Genomic DNA, 318 nt, shown 5'->3' with positions numbered 1-318 from the left:
CGAGGGCGTCGACGCGACCGACAAGGTCGTCACCGTCAGCCTGACGCAAGCCGACACGCTGCTGCTCGGCTCTCTGTCCCCTGACGAGGATCAACAGGTGGAGGTGCAGATCCTCGGCAGGACGGAGGACGGGCGCGCGTTTGCGAGCAACATCATGACCGCCCCGCTCAGCCGGATCCTGAAGGACGGCGTCATCTACGTGAGCGTCGACTTCAATGCCTCGTTCTCTGGCAGCGCGGAGACCTTCGGGGCAAGGATGACCGAGACGCCTGCCTCCATGACCGCCTCCATGAAGGAGACGGGCGGCGGCAGCACCTC

1 protein-coding gene is annotated in these 318 nt (G+C 65.7%); it reads left to right on the top strand.

Translation table 11 applies throughout. From position 1 onward, the window contains the following. On the top strand, positions 1-318 hold a 318-nt coding region (locus P0G09_RS17070), incomplete at both ends, for a hypothetical protein (protein ID WP_275253262.1).

This window comes from Faecalibacterium sp. DFI.5.82 (assembly GCF_029076575.1).
GTDB lineage: Bacteria > Bacillota > Clostridia > Oscillospirales > Ruminococcaceae > Faecalibacterium > Faecalibacterium duncaniae.
The sequence above is the reverse complement of the archived record's forward strand: the minus strand, read 5'-3'. Positions and strand labels throughout refer to the sequence as shown.